This window comes from Enterococcus sp. PLH-Efm8, assembly GCF_053011625.1.
Genome location: NZ_CP172568.1, coordinates 696,162 through 715,497 on the forward strand (window position 1 = coordinate 696,162; position 19,336 = coordinate 715,497).

The following is a 19,336-nucleotide window of genomic DNA, read 5'->3' on the forward strand; positions in this document are numbered from 1 at the left end:
AATAGTGACATATTAATTTATATAACAAAGGAGAAAAGGAAAATGGAAGAACAAATTTTATCAATCTTAGAAGAAATAACAGGAACAGATGAAGTAAGAAAAAATCGTGATATTGATCTATTTGATGAAGGGTTGCTTGATTCTTTAGCATCTGTTCAATTATTAGTCGAGCTAGACGGAGAGCTGGATATCCAAGTCCCTGTATCTGAATTCGAGCGAGAGGATTGGAGCACACCGAATAAAATCATTCAACAAGCAACTGCATTGAAGGGTTGAGTATGAAAAAGAAACTTTTTGCTATTTTCGGCCCGGTTGTTTTAGCTGTTGGCTTACTGTTTGTGTTTTTTACCTCCTCCTATCAAGTAGATATCTCTAATCCAGAAACGATTAGACGTGCCTCTTCTTCCATGTCAGTGAACGTGTTGAAAGGAGATGCGATAAAAAATTATGCATTATCTGAAAAACAATATATTCCTTTTTTTGGCTCAAGTGAATTAAGCAGAATCAGTCCATTTCATCCGTCTGTTCTGGCAGAAAAATACCAGCGAAACTATCGTCCATTTTTGCTGGGAGCACCCGGGACACAATCGTTAAGCCAATATATGATGATGCGTTCTGCAGGAGATGCTATGAAAAACAAGAAAGTCGTCTTTATTATTTCTCCTCAGTGGTTCGTTAAAAATGGTGTAAAAACTGATTACTTTAATACGTATTATTCTGAACTTCAAACATACGACTGGTTGTTTTCAATGAAGAAAGTAACGCCTGCTGATCGCTATTTAGCTAGAAGATTATTAACTTTCTCAAAAGTAAAAGAGAATGATACGTTGACGGCGATTCTGCAAACGATCAAAAAAGGGAAGCTACCTTTACCTGAATCTTTGAATCAGCTGCGCAGCCAATGGAACATGCTGAAGAGAGAGGATGAAGTATTCAGCAATATTGGGTTGAAAGATCGACAGCAAAAAATCGATCATGAGTCAAAACGATTACCAAAACAATACCAAGAAACAGAATTATCCATTTTAGCAAATCAAATTGGAGAACGAGAAACGACGAATAATCCATTCGGGTTGAAAAACGATTTTTATACGCATCGTATCCGAGCCCACGAGCCAGAGCTCAAACAGTCACAAAAAAATTGGGATTATCGTTTTTCGCCAGAATTTTCTGATTTTCAGCTGGTCTTGGATCAATTAGCAAAAAACCATAACGAAGTATTGTTCATCATCCCACCGGTTAACGAGAAATGGAGCGATTATACCGGACTATCTCAAGAAATGTTACAAGGATTTGCCAAAAAGATCAAATTTCAATTAAATAGCCAAGGATTCAATCGAATAGCTGATTTTGTCAATCAAGCGGGTACCAACTATTTTATGGAAGACACGATCCATCTAGGCTGGAAAGGCTGGTTGGCTGCAGATCAACAGATCAGACCGTTTTTAGAAGAAAATCATATTACTGCTAGTAAGTATCATCTTGACGATGCTTTTTTTAGCAAATCTTGGCAACATCAAATACCAGATAAACTACAATTAAAATAAAGAAAACAGGCGAGTGTTGCTCGCTTGTTTTCTTTATTTTTGAATATTCTGAATAAAAGATAAAAATACCAAGTTTGCCTGAACAAAAATCATAAGCAATGGTATAATCACAATATGAATATAGAAATGGGGGAAAACATTTGGATACAAAAGAAGAACAGCTACTTATTGATTTAACTTCTGCAAAAGGAGTACCTGGAAATGAAGAAGAGGTAAGAGAAGTATTCAGAGAATATGCCAAACCATTCGCTGATGATATTTTTTATGACGGTTTAGGCAGTGTGATTGCCAAACATGGTGCTGGCGGAGGCCCCAAGGTCTTTATTTCTGGACATATGGACGAAGTTGGTTTTATGGTAACAAAAATAACCGAAAAAGGATTCTTGGAATTCCAAACTCTTGGAGGTTGGTGGGGGCAAGTCATGCTTGCTCAGCAAGTTGAAATCAAAACACGTGAAGGGAAAATCGTCCACGGTGTGATTGGTTCCAAACCACCACATGTTTTAACACCTCAAGTAAGAAATAAACCTTATGAAATAAAGGATATGTTCATTGATATTGGCGCATCAAGCCAAGAAGAAGCCAAAGAGTGGGGCATACGTCCTGGAGATATGGTCACTCCATATATTGAATACAAACGAATGAATGGCAGTAAATATTTACTGGCAAAAGCATGGGATAATCGTATCGGGACAGCTGTTTCTCTGCGAGTATTAGAGAATCTATCTAAAGAAGCACACCCAAATGTTTTATTCGCAGGAAGCGATGTGCAAGAAGAAGTAGGCTTGCGAGGTGCTCGAACAAGTACACACCTTGTAAATCCCGATATTGCTTTTGCTTTAGATACTGGTACAGCAGGAGACACTCCAGGAATGACACCAAAAGAAGCAGATTCGATTTTAGGAAAAGGCCCACAGATTTTGATTTTTGATGCATCTATGATCCCGCATAAAAAATTATTGAATTTTGTTATTGATGTAGCAGAGGAAATGGATATTCCATTCCAATATACAGTGATTTCTGGCGGAGGAACTGATGCAGGACAAATGCATTTGACAAGAGATGGTGTTCCGTCTGTAGCCATTACCGTTCCTGTTCGTTATCTGCATTCCCATACATCAGTGATTCATGAAGATGATTATTTGAATACAGTGAAACTAGTCACAGAATTAGTGAAACGGCTTGATAGTGAAACAGTTGAAAAAATTCGGAGTTATGAATAATGAATAATAGAATACACCCGTGGTGCTAGTTAATTTTAATATCCTAAAGAATATCTCAAAGTTCCTTCAAAACGTCGTTGTGCTCGACTTAATAGAACACTGTAAGCCAGTAATATGCTTTCAAATCTACTCTCTAGCCCTTTAACAGAACGTGAGTTGAAATTTTGACAACCTAATTTTTCTAAGGAAGAAAAAACAGTCTCAACTGTTTTTCTTTGTTTTCCAAGTAAGCTGTGGTCTAGTTTTTCTGATTTATCCATGTTTTTACGTGGCGGAACGGATATAGTAATGCCCTTAAGGGCAAGCTTTTCATGGATTTTATGGCTAATATATCCTTTGTCCCCTAGGATATTGGGAAGATTCGCTTCTTCCGATAAAGTCTCTAACACTTTCACGTCATGGACACCTGGATTCGTGATTGAGTAAGTAATCGGAAAGCCAGTCTTAGTAACGATCATATGAATTTTAAGACCATAAAAATAAGATTTTTTTGTTGAGTTATAGCCAACTTTGGCTATTTGATTCAATAGTTTTGCTTGTCTATTTCTAACTGGTTTACATAATGGACTAGGAAAACTATCTATAATTCCGACTAGTTCACCTTTGGTGAGCTTCTTGATGAAAAAGTATCGAATAATCTTGATAGTGTAAGCTAAGTTTGAACTTAAGCGAGTGAATCGACTCCTACTAGGAAAGTCACCATTAGGAAATAAGACGGAACAAACCGCTCTATACGTGGCTCTTTGGCTAGTATAGCCATTAATTATGCCCCATATAACACAAGCAATAATCACTGTATCGCGTTGCTTCAGTTGATCAGTATTTCTTCGGTTTTTAATCTTATCTGGTACACAATTGTGGTATATGTTAGAAACAGTTCTCATAATTTCCTTGAATGTTATAAAAGTATCTGTATAATGTTCAGTATATTTTGATGAACGCATATGTAGTCCTCATTTCTTGGGAGTTTTGAGACTACTATATGCGTTTTTTTGTTGATTTACCAACATGTTTAGACATTTTCCTCTAGGAAAAAATTAACTAGCACCACGGGTTAGAATACCTATTTCTGAATATCGGAAAAAAGCACGAGTTTCTTTGGAAAATCAATGGGGAATCAATACTTGGCTTGTTTTCTTATCTATAATATTTACGAGCGTCATCCAGAACTTTTTTGACGGTTTCAGTCCTTTTCCGGAAGAAAGCATGCAGCAGCACTTATTGAGTTTTCTAGTCGATAATTTACTTTTATTCGCATTCAACTATGCATTGTTTTACATTGCGCTAGTAGTTGTACGGGGTGGCAGACCAAAAAGTAACCTTTTATTTTCAGTTTTCCAAAGAAAGTATTTTGGTTCGATACTTGGCATCAATTTGATCAATTCAGTCATCAACTGGCTACTCAACAGTTTAATCTTTCTGCCCATGTTTTTAATCAGCGGAGTGAGTACTTATATGCAGCTGCTTTTCAGTTCAAATGCGGTACCTACGGGTGTCATGCCAGAAGATTTTCTTGATATCAGCTTTGTTTTATCGATGATAGGGATGATTTTTGTTTCAGCACTCATCATGAGTATTGTTGGCGGTTTATTCCAATTTGCTGCATGGACAAAGTTCGACTATCCTGATTTGTCGGTTATTCAATGTTTGAAATATGGCTGGTTTTTATTGAAAGATAGAATTGGTACGTATATTTTGTTGCAGCTGTCTTTTATCGGCTGGTATTTGCTAGGAGCAATCGCTTTGTTCATCGGTCTTTTGTGGGTCATTGTTTATGTGAATGTGTCAGTTGCAGAATTTTATGAACAAGCACGGATTGAAAAAGGAGGTCCAGACGCCTATTTTACTTAGCATGTAAGCAGTTTATTCATCAAAAAAATAACTTTTGTGGTAGGATAAATCTTTGAGGGGGAATGTACGATGAAATTAACTGTTTTAGGATGCTTAGGAGCGTATCCTTATAAAAATCAAGGGACAACAGGTTATTTGCTTCAATCTGACGGGTTCAATTTGTTGATCGATGCAGGTAGTGCTACGCTGATCAAATTACAAGAACACCTTGATCCACTTGATCTAGATGCTGTGATCCTTAGCCATTATCATCATGATCATATTGCTGACCTTGGTGTATTACAGTATTACTGGCAACTTCATCCTAAGAGAAATCCGGAGACATTGCTTTCAATTTATGGACACACAAAAGATTCCATTCACTTTGAAGAATTGACGTTGGAAAATGTCTCAAAAGGACATCCTTATTTTGAAGCTGAAGAATTAAAAATTGGTCCTTTTCTGATTACTTTTATGGAAACAATCCATCCAGTAGTATGTTACGCCATGCGTATCGTAGAAGAAACAACGGGGAAAGTATTCGTATTTACAGGTGATTCAGGTTATTTGGAAAGTTTCGCTGATTTTGCGAAAGATGCTGATTTGTTTCTAGCAGATACCTATCTTTTTGAAGGAAATGAACATCATCATGCCCATTTCACTTCAAAAGAAGCTGGAGAACTTGCGAAATCAGCTAACGTAAAGAAACTTGTACTTACACACCTACCTCAGTTTGGTGATTTAGAACAATTGAAAAATGAAGCGCAAAAGGCAGCAGGCAAAGGGATTGATATAGAACTTGCTGCAGTTGACAAAGTGTTTAACATTTAGGAGGAAGAACATGATTTTTGTACCAAATGAAAACCACGACCCAAGAATCAATTTAGCAATTGAACAATATTTGCTGCAAGAAATGCCTTTAGATGAACCTATTTTGCTCTTTTATATCAATGAACCTTCAATCATCATCGGCAGAAACCAAAATACGCTTGAAGAAATCAATCGAGATTATGTGGAAGAAAATGGCATTCATGTTGTCCGTCGCTTAAGTGGAGGCGGAGCTGTCTACCATGATTTTGGAAACCTGAACTTTAGTTTTATCATGCCTGATGATGGGGATTCATTCCGTGACTTTGCGAAAGTAACACAGCCAATCATCCAAGCACTTCATGAATTGGGTGTTGCTGGGGCGGAATTGAAAGGCCGAAATGATCTAGTCATTGATGGCATGAAATTTTCTGGCAACGCGATGTATGCTACCAACGGTCGGATGTTTGCTCATGGAACAATTATGTTCGACTCTGATATCAATGAAGTAGTCAATGCATTAAAAGTAAAAAAAGACAAAATCGAATCAAAAGGAATCAAATCGATCCGTTCTCGTGTAACGAATATCAAACCATTTCTTCCAGAAGAAAAGCAAAAAATGACAACAGAAGAATTTCGTCAAGAAATCTTGTTGAAAATTTTCGGCGTAGAGTCAGTAGAAGAAGTAAAAACGTACGAATTGACTGATGAAGATTGGAAAAAAATCAATCGAATCTCTGAGGAATATTATCGAAATTGGGATTGGAATTACGGGAAGTCTCCAGATTTCAATTTCTCTCGCCAAAAACGTTTTTCTATCGGTTCGATTGAAGTCCATTTGAATGTCTCAGAAGGAATGATCAAAGAAGCAAAAATCTTTGGCGATTTCTTCGGACTAGGAGATATCTCTGACGTGGAAAAAAAATTGGTTGGACAGAAATATGATAAAGCATCTCTATCAAAAATAGTCAGCCAAATTGATGTGAAGAAATATTTTGGTGCGATAGAACCAGAAGAATTGCTTACCTTACTTTATTGAAAATAAAAAATAGCGGAATCCACATATATGGATTCCGCTATTTTTTAGGCTCTTTGTCAATAAGGACTGATGAGTTGTGCAAAATCAAATCTGAGTCAGAATGAACCACATTCTGGCTCAGATTTTTTGTTATCTTACATTGATTAATTGATTGATCAAAAAGATTCTAATTCTCATGTTCTCAAATGATTTAAATCCGTAGGATACTCGTTTCATTGTCTTTATGTGGGTATTCTTCGCTTCTATTTTTCCATTGGAATAAGGATAGATCATTGCGTTGGTGATGCCTTCTTCATAGGTCAGAAGGTTTTGAAGCTTTTCCCGAAAGCTGTCATCTAACGTTTCGGGAAGTTCTGCCAATAAGGAGAAAAATAAGTCAGGGTCTTTGTCTCGAAAGGCTTCAACTAATTCATGAAAAAAGGGATACGCCTCCTTTAGGGGCGGAGAAAACTCAAGCAATCGATCAATCATCATTGCTTCAGTAAGAAATGGGTATTTTGGTGCTCGGAAACTTTTCCATGTTTTGTATTCATAATGGTTGATGTTTGCACGATTTTTTAGCAAAAAGCGCCAGTTCTTTTTCAGTTTTTCTGCCTGGCTTTTCTGTCCGGCTTTACGAAGTTCATTCATTTCACGGATACGCAACTCATTGAACGCTTGATTCATGTGTTTGACAATATGAAACCGATCAATCACGACTTTCGCATTTGGCAGAACACGTTTGGTGAGCTGGAAGTAGGCGGCGTTCATGTCTGTCACCAAGAATTCTACTTCTTCTGGATTGGTACAACCTAAGAAATAGCTTGTTAATCGAGGTAATTTACGCGTAGGCAAAACATCTATTAATTTTCCTGTTTCGCCATCCGCGCAAATAAAGCTCATCTTATCTTCTATGGAAGCATGCGAACGAAATTCGTCAACCATCAATACTCTGGGGAGGATCTTCTTAGATTGCTTTGGTAAATAGCTTTTAAACTCTTTCAATGTACGAATAACGGTGGTCAAAGATACCTGACAGCTTTTCGCAATAAAAGATAAAGATACTTTTTCAGTCAGTAAAGAAGCAATTTTATATCTAACATGATTTGCGATTGAATGTCTGGGTTGGACAAAATAACTTTGAGCCGTCCAATGGGTGCGACAGTTTTTACAGGTATAGCGTTGCTTTTTTAGGCGCATAACCAAAGGCATATGATTGTATTGTTCAAAACGGACAATCGTTTCCTTTTTTCCATTTTTCACTATAATTGCTTTCCCGTTTCCATCTACCACAGTAGAACCACAACTTCTACAAGCACGAGGAGTAGGCGAGAGAACAGCATCGACGACCAACGTCTTTTTCTTCTGAAGGGTCTCGTAAGAGACCTCTGTAATCATCAAATCTTTCTCTGTTATTCTCAGCATTTTTTTGATAGAATCATTCATATAGCGTATCGTCCTCTCAGTTGTTTATTTTGTGGTGATTTAATCATACTAGAGAACGATATGTTTTTTAATACCTAAAATGAAAATGGGGCTGAAGAATCAATTCTGATTCATCAGTCCCATAAATTATAGAGCCATTTTTTATACAGGATTCGGGTAATTTCGAGAGAGTTGAACAGTGATCCGATCAATGAAAGTATCTTTTTCCTGCGTTAGTGTTCCTGTGTAACGATCCGCTACGTCTTTCATCATCATTAAGTCAAAACGTTCCTGATCATCTAATTCTTCTGTGATGCCTCGACTAAATAGGTTTGTATCGTAATGTGCACTATGTTCGCAACAAATGACGAAATGTTCCTCTTGTTCGTGTATCGACAAATAAATTTTTCGATACAGTGGATTTTCGATGGCATGAGTTTCTCTAAAGGAATGCTCTAAAGCGTGGATCAAAAGTTGAGCCAGATCGTCATCGTTGATAGGAAGTTCTTCGGGAAGATCTGCTTGGAAGGTTATCTGAATATTCCGTTTGGCAGCTAACTTCTGGTAACGCGCTAAGATAAGATTTGTCACCTGGTGGTTGCAAAAAGAACACAGCATTTCGAAATTTTTTGCTTCTTCTAATATCTTTTCCACATAGTTTTTAGCTTTTGTTTGGTCCGTATGCATTAAATCTTGCAGATTCTCCATCTCTTGGACAAATTCCAGGCGAAGTGTATTTACTTCTTGGATATGCTGTCGAAGCTGCTCATAATGTTGCTCCAACAAATCATTTTTGATTTTTAAGAAATCTACTTGTCTCCGATCTTTGTCGGTATTTAAGATGTGATCGATTAGATTGTAGCTGATAATAACGATTAGAATGATAATATATAAAATCGTAGACCAATTGATCGTTGTTTGATAGATACCTAATGCCGTTTGGATGTAAATCAAGCAATGGATAATGGCTACCAAGACGATCCAAGGTGTACAAGCTACATAAAAACGGTTATTCTTATATGCTTCGCCAATGCATGCAAGTGAAGTGACTAAAGTGCTTATAACACTAGCAATATTAGCAATCGGCATTAATTCAGGAAGTTCTGCAGGAGTAAAAGTTGCATAAAGCAGAACGCCGATAAAAATCAAAAGTTGGAACGTACAAAAAATTCCGTACCATTTTTTATAGTAAAACATTCGGCTCCAATAGTAGCAGATGATGAAAGCTGACGTTAAGATAATAAATAAATGAGATAAAAAAGAATGAACGAATGGTTCAAAAAGAATACCACTTAAAATATCTTCTGATACAGCTTCAAATCCTAATGCCAAAGCAAAGCAACTTAAGAGAATAAGTGAGTATTCAAGACGTTTTTGTTTATACATCAAGTAGATCGTATAGAAAAAGGTCCCTATAGCGATAAAAACAGCGATTATCATCGTCAATACTTGCGGCACTGATTGTGAATAAATAAAACTAATCAATGGTCCAGTTGTTCCTAGATAAACTTTCGGTGGCAGTCCAGCATAGTTCTGATAAGGAGATGAGACTGTAAGGGTCAATTTTTTTCCGATATAATTTGCTGGTAAATCTATCACAGCCAATGAGAGTCCGGGATTGCTTTCTTCCTGATAATCTTTCCGTTGGTATAAAATCTTTTCGCCTAGATATACAGTAATCCATTGATGGTTTCCTTTGATTAGTAAATTTGCTTCGTCCAACGGTTTTTCAAGTGTCGTTTCCATAATGAATGTTTCGTCTTTATCCACGGTAGGAATCGTACGAGTGTACTTGCTGTCAAACTTAAAATCAGGATCATCTTTTGTATAGAAAACCCACGAATCTTTTATTTCTTTCATTTGATTGCTGTCCGCAGGAGAAAAAATAAAATAAAAGAAATAAGCAATTCCTGTTAAAAATAACAATGATAATATAATGATTATGCTCCACTTTATACGTAAATAAAAAGATTCTTTTTTATTATATATGTTATTAAAAAAAGACATAAAGGTATTCCTTTCTAAAACTTGTAATGTTAGGGTAAACGTTTTTTAAACTAACGTCAATTATTTATAATAAAAAATGAGATAAAGATGAGGAAATAGAATTAGAAACATATAATTATTAAAGGGAAACATTTTTACAGCTATAATTTGAAAAAAATTTATCGTTATTATATGATTAAGAAGGATTGAATAAAGAAAGAAGTTGAAAACGATACCTGATTACAAAAAAATAACTTTTATAAGTTCTATAACGTTGATTATATTTTTAATTCTTATTCTTCTCGTCGTCTTGGTTCCCCGAATTTTTGGTTTGACTCCTTATATTATTGAGGACAAAGAAATGAGTCCATATTATGCACAAGGAAATCTGATATATGTACGACCGAAAAATACAAATGAGATTTTAGTCGGAGATATTATTACATATTATGAAAATTCAGGAAAAAAAATCTCGACGCGTCGCGTAATAGCCGTTGAAAACAACCACGAAGATTTTTATACAAAAGCTGATACAAAGACTTATATTGAGCCTGGAGTAGTAAAAAAGAGAAATATTATCGGTAGTCCCATCTTTCAGATTCCATATATTGGACTAGTCCTTTCAAAAACGGCATTTGCATGGATTCAGGGGTTATTCTTTACGATTGCTTTTTGCCTAACAGGAATCACAGCATGGAATACCTTTGTAGAGTTGAAAAAGAAGCGGAGACGAACACAGAAATTTTTGTAAGAATGTTAAAAACATAAATGTATTCCAGAGATCCAACGACTCTTCTGAACATGAAACACGAGAAAACACTCATGCAGCTTGTAGATTTAGTCAGTTGTTCGTATAATGTGTGAAGAGGAGGAGTAGTATGCGCAATGAAATGATGCATCGTCCTGTAGTCAAAGAAGAACTATTGGATTTTATGCGTACCCAGCAAAAAAAATTACCGGGTGAGCTAGGCAAACTGGAAGAAGAAGCTCATGTAGCAGAAGTACCAGTTATTCCCCATGAAACAGTTGTATTTTTGAAATTTTTACTTGGACAGCTTCAGCCTGAACGAATCTTGGAGATCGGAGCAGCTATCGGTTTTTCATCAAGTGTCATGGCCACGACAATCGGAGAAAACGCTCATGTTACGACAATTGATCGTTTCGATGTCATGATCGAGAAAGCTAAAAAAAACTATGAACGTCTAGGACTGACAGATAAAGTGACTTTGCTTGAAGGTCAAGCAGCAGATATCTTGCCGGAGTTGTCTGGTCCGTATGACTTTATTTTTATGGATAGTGCAAAATCAAAATATATTGAATTTTTACCTGAATGCTTACGTTTGTTAAGAAAAGGTGGCGTTTTGATGGTAGATGACATCTTCCAAGGAGGAACGATCTTGCTCCCAGATGAAGAGATTCCCCGTGGCAAACGAGCTATCCATCGTAAATTAAATGAATTTCTTCGTGTTGTGATGGATCATCCCGATTTGACATCGACAATCTTGCCATTAGGTGATGGTGTGATCTTAATGACAAAGGAATCAGAAACAATCGAGTTGTGATACATGATTATGGCAGCCTGTAGATAATCGATTGAATCGAGGGCTCAATTCGAACTTGATGTAAAAGTTTCTATATTTGTAAGTCAATTAAAGGATACAGGAAATCTAAATAAACAGGAGTAGCATGAAGTCAATGTAGCTCCTGTTTTCAATTGATAACCTTAGAACAGCTGAAGGAGAATGTCTCGTTTTAAAAGATTGATTTAGTAGTTGGGCCAAAATAATTCATTATTTGCTAATTAAATAACTATTTCGTATTGACAGAAGCAATTTAATTATCTATAATTATTGATGTTCCGCTGATTCTTGTCATAGTAGCTCAGCTGGATAGAGCATCCGCCTTCTAAGCGGACGGTCGGGGGTTCGAATCCCTCCTGTGACGCTAAAAAACCGTTAGAAACTGAGGTTTCTAACGGTTTTTCTTTGTTTTTTGTGCCAATATTGTTTGTTTTCAAAGGCAAATAAAATAAAAAAACATCCTTATCGAGTACAATTATAAGGAGCAAAAAAATAAAACTCATCAGAAAAGAGGAAGAAGATATGACGATACTATCTAGAATTTTAGTGACTCTAGTTGCAATTGAATTTTTTTATATCATGTATATCGAAACGGTGAGAACTGATTCTGACACGACAAGTAGGGTTTTTAAAATGAGTAAAGAAGAGTTAAGCAGAAAATCTGTTCAAACATTGTTTAAGAACCAAGGAGTGTACAATGGACTATTAGGAGTGGGACTACTTTATGGAGCTTATCTTTCTTCCGCATCTAAAGAAATCACAAGTATGCTATTAATATCTATTTTTTTTGTTGCATTATATGGCAGTTTGACTAGCGATCGTTGGATTTTACTCAAACAAGGTGGGCTAGCTCTGTTGGCATTGCTTTCTATTTTCTTATAAATATAGAAAAAATAAGAATTTATCTAACAGGAAACTTTGTGAAAAATATTACTTTATCTCATGAAATATGATATTCTAATGAATGGTATTTTAGAAAATTTCATGAAAAAGGAGTTAGATAGGTGTTCAAAAAATATGTTTCCTCACTAAAAAAAGAATTTTCAGGTTATGATCTTTCAAGATTTCAGAAAGATCTTTTGGCTGGGATCACAGTAGCTGCTGTAGCATTGCCTTTAGCCTTGGCTTTTGGGGTATCAAGCGGAGCTGATGCGGCCGCAGGTTTGATTACGGCTATCATTGCCGGTATCGTTATTGGCGGTTTATCAGGCGGTTTTTATCAAATATCAGGTCCGACAGGTGCGATGGCAGCTATCTTGATGTCTATTGCGGCAACAAAGGGAATGCAAGGTGTATTGCTTGCTACTTTTTTAGCGGGTCTATTTTTACTTGCAGCAGGACTTTTCCGATTAGGAACACTGACTTCTTTTATCCCAGCACCCGTAATTACGGGGTTTACTTCAGGTATTGCTATCATTATTGCATTAGGTCAGATCGATAATTTATTTGGTGTTCACTCGGAAGGTACAAACGTTATTGAAAAACTAAGTAGTTATCAAACGATAGGATTTCCGATAAACACAGCCTCTTTGATCATGGGAGGGCTAGTCATTTTAGGGATGTTTATCTATCCAAAAAAATGGGCGAAACGAATGCCTAGTTCGCTGCTGGCTATCATTTTGGCAACAGCAGTTATGCTATTGTTCCATTTACCAGTAGCAACTGTGGGTAAGATTCCACAAACATTGATCAGTAGTAATCGTTTGAATATGGGAGATTTTAGCTTTTCTGCCTTGCAACAAGTGGCAGTTCCAGCTATTAGCATTGCTTTATTAGGAATGATTGAAAGCTTGCTATGTGGTGCTTCGGCTGGCCGAATGGCAAATAAGCCCTTAGATAGCAATCAAGAATTAATGGCGCAAGGAATTGGAAATCTGTTGCTTCCTTTCTTTGGCGGGATTCCTGCTACTGCGGCCATCGCCCGTACAAGCGTGGCCATCAAATCTGGTGCACAAACTAGATTAGCTGGTATGATACATGCAGTTGTCTTACTGCTCTCCATGCTTGTTTTTGCGCCAGTGATGTCACAGATTCCAATGCCAGCACTTGCAGGTGTTTTGATTGTGACGGCTTGGCGTATGAATGAATGGGAAACGATCAAGGAGCTATTTACTAATAAATATTGGTCAGCAGTTCTATTGTTTATCCTTACGATGATTTGTACAGTTATCTTTGATTTAAGTATTGCTATCGTGATCGGGGTGATCGGCGGCTGTGTATTTTTTGTTGTCAAAAGCGCTGCTATCACGATTTCATTAGAAACGATCGATTGGCAAAGAATGGGGCTGCCAGAAACGGAAAAGCTGAATAACTGGACAGTAGTGTATATTAGTGGTCCACTGTTTTTTATGTCTTCAGAAAAACTCAAAAATAAATTGGAAGAACTAAATCATCACGATGGTGTCATTTTCTCCATGCGAGGCGTACCAAGTATTGATTTGACGGCACGTGCAGTTTTTGATGAATTTCAAGAAAAAGCAGAGCAAAGAGGACAAACGATTATCTATACTTCCTTGCAGCCAGAAGTAGAAAAACAACTTTCTCACTTGTGGGAACATACATTCACGCATCAACATCAAACAGTTGCTCATGCGTTGACAGCTTTACATGCGAAATATACTGCAATTAGCCATTAAAACAATGAAAAAGAACAGACAAGACTGTAAACTGAAGATTTTATGGTCTTGTCTGTTCTTTTTAATATTGCTGTAAAAGTGAAGCTAGTACTTGCCAGTCTTGATGGATAACAGGTACAAGGGAGCGATTGTAGAAAATAGCTGCTGGATGAAAAAGTGGAAGAATTCGATAGTTTTTTTCTGACCATTCGTAGGCATCCTTTTGTTCTGTTAATTGTAAGACAGGCCCTGTATAGAGTTGACCATGATTTTTGGTAACCGTATATTCTTTGCCAAGTAAACGTTGAAGACCAATGTTTCCAAGTGTCGCAATTAATTTTGGCTGGACCTTCATCAGTTCGTAATCCAATATTGGTGCATGCGCAAATACTTCGGAACGAGTAGGTGTCCGATTTGGATAAACAGTTTCTGACTGTTGTGTCCGTTTATTGATCCGATGAGTCACGCGATACGGGCGGCTCCTTACAGCACTGGTGATATACACCTCTTCTCGTGTTAAGCCAGTTGAAGAAAGTGCCTGCATCAATTCTTTTCCAGCTTGACCGCTAAAAGGAACATGCGTATCAATCTCTGTTTTCCCTGGGGCTTCTCCCACGAGCATCAGTTTAGGATGAAGAGGTCCTTGCCCAGCGATAAATCCTTCTACAGGACGGCCGTTCATTCTTAAAGAAGCTTCTTGTATCAGTTCTTTTGGGTATTCCATTTATGCTCCTCCTTTTTCTTTTATTATAAGAATAAAAGAAACACAATGCGACTATTTTATTTGGTAGAACTGTGAGGATAGAAAAGCAGAAGTATTGCTTGAATTTTTGTTTTACTTTTTGATTTTAAATTTAGTTGACTAACGGTTGCTGTTCTGGTAAGCTAGTACTGTTGTAATTGTGGACTCCACAGCTACAACCGCTCAGAACAAGTAATAAGCACAGCATATGCTGTCACTTCGGATGGCGAGTCTAAGTATATGAGAAGGAGGTGCTTTATAGCATGTACGCAATTATTAAAACTGGTGGTAAACAAGTAAAAGTTGAAGTGGGACAAGCAATCTATGTTGAAAAACTTGACGTTGAAGCAGGAGAAAAAGTTGTTTTTGACGAAGTTATCTTAGTAGGCGGAGAATCTACAAAAGTAGGCGCTCCAACTGTTGCAGGTGCAACTGTTGAAGGTACTGTTGAAAAACACGGCAAACAAAAGAAAGTCGTTACTTTCAAATACAAACCTAAAAAACATTCACACCGTAAACAAGGTCATCGTCAACCATATACAAAAGTGGTTATCGACGCGATCAACGCTTAATAGCGTTTGAGAAAGAAGGCCTATATATGATCAAAGGAACATTTAAGCGAAATGACGCAGGTCAGATCGTTTCATTCACTTTGACCGGGCATGCTGATGCTGGTCCTTATGGAAGTGATATCGTTTGTGCGGGTGTTTCTGCGTTAGCGATCAGCACTGTCAACGGGATTGCCTCATTAGCCGGTTTTGAGCCGATTGTTGAAATGAATGAAGAAGAAGGCGGTTATCTTTATACCGAAGTCACTTCAGGAATGACACAAGAACAAAACAATATTGCTGAGATTCTATTAGAAAATCTTTTATTAGGATTACAATCGATAGAAGCTGAAAACTCAGAATATATCCAAATTAAAACAATTAATGATAAATAGGAGGTGCAGACCATGTTGTTATCTATGAATCTACAATTATTTGCCCACAAAAAAGGTGGCGGTTCTACATCTAACGGCCGTGACTCAGAATCAAAACGTCTAGGTGCTAAACGTGCTGATGGACAAACAGTTACAGGTGGATCAATTCTTTACCGTCAACGCGGTACAAAAATCTATCCAGGTGTAAACGTGGGTATCGGTGGAGACGACACTTTATTTGCAAAAGTTGATGGCGTAGTACGTTTCGAACGTAAAGGCCGTAACAAAAAACAAGTGTCTGTTTATCCAGTAGCTCAAGAAGCTTAATTGAATCTTATGATTAAAGAGGTTGTGACAAGACTTTTGTCACAGCCTTTTTTGTTTATAAAAATAAAAGTTGTAGTGGAGGCTACGAAGTTTACTTTGTCTTTTTACACTTAATATTTTTTTGCCAATTTGGAATCAGGATGTTTTGATAACTATCGTTTTCAATTGATGGAAGCTATATTGTTTGCTATCAGTGAAATAATTATATGGTAAACAGTGTTCTTTTTCTTGTTTCCATTATAAAAATCGTATCGGGATTTTTCGTTCTTTTAAATTGAACATTTCTATCTATCCGCGTGTTATCAACAAAACAAAATCAGGTAAATAGTTGACGAAACAGAAATAAATACATAGTATTATGTTTTGAAGCCTAAGTACAATAGTCTATAGAAAAGGAGCGATACCATTGGCAAAACGCATTGACCGAATTTATATGTATGTCAAAGAAAAAACCGCTCATTTAACAAAGGCAGAATATGATCAAGGAGTAACAACACAGGAAATTGCTGAAGTGTTAGGGATTCAGCGAACAAATAGCAGTAAAGATCTGAATCAGCTAGTGCGCGAAGGAAAACTGATAAAGACAGACGGACGACCAGTACGTTACATATATCAAACACTCGTTACGCACGTAAAGCCAGTTACAAAACATGTAGTCAGTTACAAAGAAACGCCGGTCTCTGAAGAAAAAAATACACTCCAAATAGATACTAAGGATATCTTTGCAAAAATCATTGGAGCTAACGGCAGCATGAAAAATTCAGTGGAACAGGCAAAAGCTGCGATTTTGTATCCGCCAAGAGGATTAAATTGTTTGATTACAGGACCTACCGGATCAGGAAAGACTTATTTTGCACACGCGATGTATCATTTTGCAAAAGCGCATCATGTAATAGATGAGGAAACGGAACTGATTGTTTTCAATTGTGCTGATTATGCCAATAACCCTGAGCTTTTGATGAGTCATTTATTTGGGTACGCAAAAGGTGCTTTTACAGGCGCAGATGAAGAAAAAATGGGGATTATCGATCAAGCGGATGGCGGTATGCTGTTTTTGGATGAGATTCACCGGTTGCCGCCTGAAGGTCAAGAAATGATCTTTTACTTTATGGATCATGGAACTTACAGTCGTCTTGGGGAAACAACGAAATCCCATGAAGCAAATGTACGGATCGTAGGTGCGACCACAGAAGACCCAGGTTCTTCTCTATTAGAAACTTTTGTTCGGCGTATCCCAATCAATATCAAACTTCCGGCTTTTGAAAAACGTCCTGCAAATGAGAAAGTCGATTTAGTAAAAATCATGATTGCCCACGAAGCAAACCGCACGCAGCGAAAGATTTCTTTGACAGAAGATGTAGCAAAAGCATTGATCGGCAGTGTGACCTATGGAAATATAGGACAATTGAAGTCAAATATCCAGTTAGTATGTGCACGAGGATTTCTAAATCATATGCAATCACCCGAAATCTCGATCACAATCGATGATTTGACAGAAGGGATTCGTAGCGGATTGATTCAATTAGCAAGCAACCGCAGTGCAATGGCAGAGCTTTCTAAAATATTGGAGCCAAAGATAACTGTAGCACCAAATGATACGATCATGAAAATCCAATCGGACTCCTATGAGTTACCTTATAATCTATATGATATCATCGGAGATAAAGCAGCTTTACTGAAGTCGGATGGTTTGGATCAAGAAGCAATCAATCATTTCATTTCTACAGATATCAACATCCATCTGAAGTCTTTCTATAAAGACCATGGTTTTTCTTTTAATGCAGACAGCAAATTAGCAGAATTTGTAGATCCGAAAATCATAGAAGTGACCAATCAGATTTATGTAATGGTCAAAAGATCTTTACCATATGAGTTTCAGCAAAACTTTATTTATGCTATGAGCTTGCATATCAGTTCTTTTTTGAAAAAAATCAACTTAGGAGAAGAACGGCATACGAATGATAACATCCGTGAGATGGCTTTTGATTTTCCAGATGAATATGCTGTTGCGAAAGAAGTGCGTAGTTATATCGAAACGTATTTTCAAGTGGAGATTCCAGAAAGTGAAGACTATTACTTGACCGTTCTACTCGTCTCGTTACGGGCAAATCAAGCAAGCGGCAGAATCGGTGTAGTCGTTGCAGCTCACGGAAACAGCACAGCAAGCAGTATGGTCCAAGTTGTCCAACAGTTGTTAGATGCAGAGAACGTACGAGCAGTAGACATGCCTTTGGATATGGATCCGAAAACAGCATTGGACCGAATTGAACGCAATGTACAAGAAGTAGATGAAGGAAGCGGGGTCATACTCTTAGTAGATATGGGGTCCCTTGCGTCGTTTAATTCGCAAATTCAAAGAGACACTGGAATTCCAGTACGTACTGTTGATATGGTAACAACTTCTCTAGTTTTGGAAACTGTACGAAAGGTCTCAGTATTAGGGACAGATCTAGATATGTTGCATGAATCATTGAAAAATTTTCGAGGTTACGCAGAAATATCTTCTGTAGAATCTGTTCAGGAAGCAAAACCTATTCATAAGAAAAAAGCTGTTTTGGCTATCTGCGCATCTGGCGAAGGTACAGCACAAAGAATCAAAGAATTGATCGAACGAGCGGTAAACAAGCGTCAAGAAACAGAATTAGAAGTTCTAGCTTTGTCGATTGTGGAAGTGAAAGAAGAACTGCCAGTTATCCAAAAAGAATATCAGATCATAGCTACTACTGGGATTACTGATTTGAATATCCAAGCCCCATTTATTCCTTTAGAACGTTTTATTGATCAAAATATCGAAGTCATTTTGGATCAGTTGCTGATGGAATCAGAATTGGAGGAAACTGAATTCATCTCCCTAGATGAAGAGTCAGCTAAAAATACGTGTGTTGAGTTTATCTCTGATAACTTCATCTTTATTAATGGTAGTAAGTTAATCGATCCAATGTGGCAATTTTCTACACAAATCTCTCAGACGACGGGAATCGGCGATGAAGAATATGGATTCAAAATCAACCTAGTGATGCACACAGCAGGAATGATCGAACGTATTATTCGGAATGAACCATTGACTGTGGAAGAAAACGAATTGACAAATACAACGAATGATCCTCTTTATAGCCAATTGGCAGCCTCAGTTGTTCTGTTGGAAGATCAGATAAAAGTAAAAGTGCCGATAGAAGAAATGTATTATCTGCTACGTCTAGTCCATAATCAGTTAGATAAAAAAGAATACACTGTGCCATGAATACACAAAAACGATACACTTTTATAGTGTATCGTTTTTGTGTATTGGTTAAGAATCCTTTAAATTCAATTAG

18 protein-coding genes, 1 tRNA gene and 1 other annotated feature are annotated in these 19,336 nt (G+C 37.1%); of the genes, 15 read left to right on the plus strand and 4 right to left on the minus strand.

Annotated elements, in window-relative coordinates:
• The first annotated feature begins 42 nt into the window (after nucleotides 1-42).
• The 3 genes from dltC (at nucleotide 43) to ACIFUW_RS03325 (ending at nucleotide 2,770) form a co-directional block, all read left to right on the plus strand.
• On the plus strand, nucleotides 43-276 hold the full coding sequence (dltC, locus tag ACIFUW_RS03315; RefSeq protein ID WP_002288092.1) for a D-alanine--poly(phosphoribitol) ligase subunit DltC: 234 nt from the start codon (nucleotides 43-45) through the stop codon (nucleotides 274-276).
• Between the two features lie 2 nt (nucleotides 277-278).
• Nucleotides 279-1,547, plus strand: a complete 1,269-nt coding sequence (dltD, locus tag ACIFUW_RS03320) for a D-alanyl-lipoteichoic acid biosynthesis protein DltD (protein ID WP_002288094.1) — start codon at nucleotides 279-281, stop codon at nucleotides 1,545-1,547.
• A gap of 140 nt (nucleotides 1,548-1,687) precedes the next feature.
• Nucleotides 1,688-2,770 (plus strand): M42 family metallopeptidase, encoded by a 1,083-nt coding sequence (locus ACIFUW_RS03325; protein WP_002288096.1) that lies wholly within the window; start codon nucleotides 1,688-1,690, stop codon nucleotides 2,768-2,770.
• Nucleotides 2,771-2,805: 35 nt separating this feature from the next.
• Here the strand turns inward: ACIFUW_RS03325 and ACIFUW_RS03330 are convergent, their stop codons facing one another.
• Nucleotides 2,806-3,714, minus strand: a complete 909-nt coding sequence (locus tag ACIFUW_RS03330; protein ID WP_002295743.1) for an IS982-like element ISEfm1 family transposase — start codon at nucleotides 3,712-3,714, stop codon at nucleotides 2,806-2,808.
• Between the two features lie 115 nt (nucleotides 3,715-3,829).
• Between ACIFUW_RS03330 and ACIFUW_RS03335 the strand changes: the two genes are divergently transcribed.
• The 3 genes from ACIFUW_RS03335 (at nucleotide 3,830) to ACIFUW_RS03345 (ending at nucleotide 6,446) form a co-directional block, all read left to right on the plus strand.
• On the plus strand, nucleotides 3,830-4,621 hold the full coding sequence (locus ACIFUW_RS03335; RefSeq protein WP_085811613.1) for a DUF975 family protein: 792 nt from the start codon (nucleotides 3,830-3,832) through the stop codon (nucleotides 4,619-4,621).
• 69 nt (nucleotides 4,622-4,690) lie between these two features.
• Nucleotides 4,691-5,431, plus strand: coding sequence for an MBL fold metallo-hydrolase (locus ACIFUW_RS03340; RefSeq protein ID WP_002288100.1), 741 nt, complete (start codon nucleotides 4,691-4,693; stop codon nucleotides 5,429-5,431).
• 10 nt (nucleotides 5,432-5,441) lie between these two features.
• On the plus strand, nucleotides 5,442-6,446 hold the full coding sequence (locus ACIFUW_RS03345) for a lipoate--protein ligase (protein WP_002288102.1): 1,005 nt from the start codon (nucleotides 5,442-5,444) through the stop codon (nucleotides 6,444-6,446).
• A 129-nt stretch (nucleotides 6,447-6,575) separates the two neighbouring features.
• Here the strand turns inward: ACIFUW_RS03345 and ACIFUW_RS03350 are convergent, their stop codons facing one another.
• Both ACIFUW_RS03350 and ACIFUW_RS03355 read right to left on the minus strand, forming a co-directional pair.
• Nucleotides 6,576-7,871: an ISL3-like element ISEfa11 family transposase gene (locus ACIFUW_RS03350; RefSeq protein ID WP_002297218.1), complete on the minus strand. Its 1,296-nt coding sequence runs from the start codon at nucleotides 7,869-7,871 to the stop codon at nucleotides 6,576-6,578.
• A gap of 141 nt (nucleotides 7,872-8,012) precedes the next feature.
• The gene (locus ACIFUW_RS03355; RefSeq protein ID WP_002288103.1) at nucleotides 8,013-9,857 is read right to left on the minus strand and encodes a membrane protein; all 1,845 of its coding nucleotides are present in this window, start codon (nucleotides 9,855-9,857) and stop codon (nucleotides 8,013-8,015) included.
• A gap of 202 nt (nucleotides 9,858-10,059) precedes the next feature.
• On the opposite strand from ACIFUW_RS03355, the gene ACIFUW_RS03360 reads away from it, so the two are divergent.
• From ACIFUW_RS03360 to ACIFUW_RS03380, 5 genes are all read left to right on the plus strand, one after another.
• Nucleotides 10,060-10,587, plus strand: a complete 528-nt coding sequence (locus ACIFUW_RS03360; protein WP_002320930.1) for a signal peptidase I — start codon at nucleotides 10,060-10,062, stop codon at nucleotides 10,585-10,587.
• A gap of 127 nt (nucleotides 10,588-10,714) precedes the next feature.
• Nucleotides 10,715-11,398 carry an O-methyltransferase gene (locus tag ACIFUW_RS03365; protein WP_002288107.1) on the plus strand — a complete coding sequence of 228 codons (684 nt, stop codon included), beginning with the start codon at nucleotides 10,715-10,717 and terminating at the stop codon, nucleotides 11,396-11,398.
• Nucleotides 11,399-11,706: 308 nt separating this feature from the next.
• A tRNA-Arg gene (locus tag ACIFUW_RS03370) sits at nucleotides 11,707-11,780 on the plus strand.
• Nucleotides 11,781-11,938: 158 nt separating this feature from the next.
• Nucleotides 11,939-12,298, plus strand: a complete 360-nt coding sequence (locus tag ACIFUW_RS03375) for a DUF1304 domain-containing protein (RefSeq protein WP_002288109.1) — start codon at nucleotides 11,939-11,941, stop codon at nucleotides 12,296-12,298.
• Nucleotides 12,299-12,420: 122 nt separating this feature from the next.
• Nucleotides 12,421-14,052, plus strand: a complete 1,632-nt coding sequence (locus ACIFUW_RS03380; protein WP_085811439.1) for a SulP family inorganic anion transporter — start codon at nucleotides 12,421-12,423, stop codon at nucleotides 14,050-14,052.
• A 61-nt stretch (nucleotides 14,053-14,113) separates the two neighbouring features.
• Here the strand turns inward: ACIFUW_RS03380 and ACIFUW_RS03385 are convergent, their stop codons facing one another.
• Nucleotides 14,114-14,755, minus strand: coding sequence for a uracil-DNA glycosylase (locus ACIFUW_RS03385; protein ID WP_002289449.1), 642 nt, complete (start codon nucleotides 14,753-14,755; stop codon nucleotides 14,114-14,116).
• 185 nt (nucleotides 14,756-14,940) lie between these two features.
• Nucleotides 14,941-15,017: a sequence feature (ribosomal protein L21 leader region), on the plus strand.
• 19 nt (nucleotides 15,018-15,036) lie between these two features.
• Between ACIFUW_RS03385 and rplU the strand changes: the two genes are divergently transcribed.
• From rplU to ACIFUW_RS03405, 4 genes are all read left to right on the plus strand, one after another.
• A complete protein-coding gene (gene rplU / locus ACIFUW_RS03390; protein ID WP_002289450.1) occupies nucleotides 15,037-15,345 on the plus strand; it encodes a 50S ribosomal protein L21 in 309 nt (102 codons plus the stop codon).
• A 26-nt stretch (nucleotides 15,346-15,371) separates the two neighbouring features.
• Nucleotides 15,372-15,716 carry a ribosomal-processing cysteine protease Prp gene (locus ACIFUW_RS03395; RefSeq protein WP_002289451.1) on the plus strand — a complete coding sequence of 115 codons (345 nt, stop codon included), beginning with the start codon at nucleotides 15,372-15,374 and terminating at the stop codon, nucleotides 15,714-15,716.
• Nucleotides 15,717-15,728: 12 nt separating this feature from the next.
• The gene (rpmA, locus tag ACIFUW_RS03400) at nucleotides 15,729-16,022 is read left to right on the plus strand and encodes a 50S ribosomal protein L27 (protein WP_002289452.1); all 294 of its coding nucleotides are present in this window, start codon (nucleotides 15,729-15,731) and stop codon (nucleotides 16,020-16,022) included.
• 406 nt (nucleotides 16,023-16,428) lie between these two features.
• Nucleotides 16,429-19,263, plus strand: coding sequence for a sigma 54-interacting transcriptional regulator (locus ACIFUW_RS03405; RefSeq protein ID WP_002289453.1), 2,835 nt, complete (start codon nucleotides 16,429-16,431; stop codon nucleotides 19,261-19,263).
• Nucleotides 19,264-19,336 lie beyond the last annotated feature (73 nt).

Excerpts from the sequence above, each read along its gene's own strand:
- ACIFUW_RS03395 (WP_002289451.1), top strand. The coding sequence starts at position 15,372 with ATGATCAAAGGAACATTTAAGCGAAATGACGCAGGTCAGATCGTTTCA.
- ACIFUW_RS03365 (WP_002288107.1), top strand. The coding sequence starts at position 10,715 with ATGCGCAATGAAATGATGCATCGTCCTGTAGTCAAAGAAGAACTATTG.
- dltC (WP_002288092.1), top strand. The coding sequence starts at position 43 with ATGGAAGAACAAATTTTATCAATCTTAGAAGAAATAACAGGAACAGAT.
- ACIFUW_RS03375 (WP_002288109.1), top strand. The coding sequence starts at position 11,939 with ATGACGATACTATCTAGAATTTTAGTGACTCTAGTTGCAATTGAATTT.
- rpmA (WP_002289452.1), top strand. The coding sequence starts at position 15,729 with ATGTTGTTATCTATGAATCTACAATTATTTGCCCACAAAAAAGGTGGC.
- ACIFUW_RS03350 (WP_002297218.1), bottom strand. The coding sequence starts at position 7,871 with ATGAATGATTCTATCAAAAAAATGCTGAGAATAACAGAGAAAGATTTG.
- ACIFUW_RS03330 (WP_002295743.1), bottom strand. The coding sequence starts at position 3,714 with ATGCGTTCATCAAAATATACTGAACATTATACAGATACTTTTATAACA.
- ACIFUW_RS03355 (WP_002288103.1), bottom strand. The coding sequence starts at position 9,857 with ATGTCTTTTTTTAATAACATATATAATAAAAAAGAATCTTTTTATTTA.
- dltD (WP_002288094.1), top strand. The coding sequence starts at position 279 with ATGAAAAAGAAACTTTTTGCTATTTTCGGCCCGGTTGTTTTAGCTGTT.
- ACIFUW_RS03340 (WP_002288100.1), top strand. The coding sequence starts at position 4,691 with ATGAAATTAACTGTTTTAGGATGCTTAGGAGCGTATCCTTATAAAAAT.
- ACIFUW_RS03385 (WP_002289449.1), bottom strand. The coding sequence starts at position 14,755 with ATGGAATACCCAAAAGAACTGATACAAGAAGCTTCTTTAAGAATGAAC.
- ACIFUW_RS03345 (WP_002288102.1), top strand. The coding sequence starts at position 5,442 with ATGATTTTTGTACCAAATGAAAACCACGACCCAAGAATCAATTTAGCA.
- rplU (WP_002289450.1), top strand. The coding sequence starts at position 15,037 with ATGTACGCAATTATTAAAACTGGTGGTAAACAAGTAAAAGTTGAAGTG.